General features: G+C 75.8%; 1 protein-coding gene. It reads left to right on the top strand.

Annotated elements, in window-relative coordinates; genetic code table 11:
- Nucleotides 1-314: 314 nt before the first annotated feature.
- Nucleotides 315-570: NAD(P)-binding domain-containing protein (locus KUM32_RS39150; RefSeq protein WP_217146524.1), on the top strand; the 256-nt coding region annotated here is incomplete at its 3' end.

The following is a 570-nucleotide window of genomic DNA, read 5'->3' as shown; positions in this document are numbered from 1 at the left end:
GTCCGGCACCATCGCCATCGGGCGGGGCGCGCGCTCCATCACGGACCGGAGCCTGCGCGCCCTCGACCGCTCCGCGTAACGGGCCGCCCGCGCCCGCCCCGTACCCCGGGGACAGCCCGGCGCCACCCCGCCGCCACCGCGCTCCGCGCACCACCGCGCACGCGCCCCCAGTCCGCGCGCCAGGCCGGCCGCGACCGCCCCATCCCGGCGGATTCCGGCCGGCCCGCGGGACCGGATAGCGAGACCCCCAACCCTTCCCCCGCCCAGCCGTCATACGGTGGGTCGCACCACCCAGAAGCTAGGAGATACCCGAAGTGGCCGAGCTGTTCTACGACGCCGACGCAGACCTGTCCATCATCCAGGGCCGCAAGGTCGCGGTCCTCGGTTACGGCAGCCAGGGTCACGCCCACGCGCTGTCCCTGCGCGACTCGGGCGTCGACGTCCGGGTCGGCCTGCACGAGGGCTCGAAGTCCCGGGCCAAGGCGGAGGAGCAGGGCCTGCGCGTGGTGACCCCCGCCGAGGCCGCCGCCGAGGCCGACGTGATCATGATGCGGGTGCCCGACCCGATCC

Source organism: Streptomyces sp. AC627_RSS907, from assembly GCF_019049165.1.
Note: the sequence above shows the minus strand (reverse complement) of the source record. Positions and strands in the feature narration are given on the sequence as shown.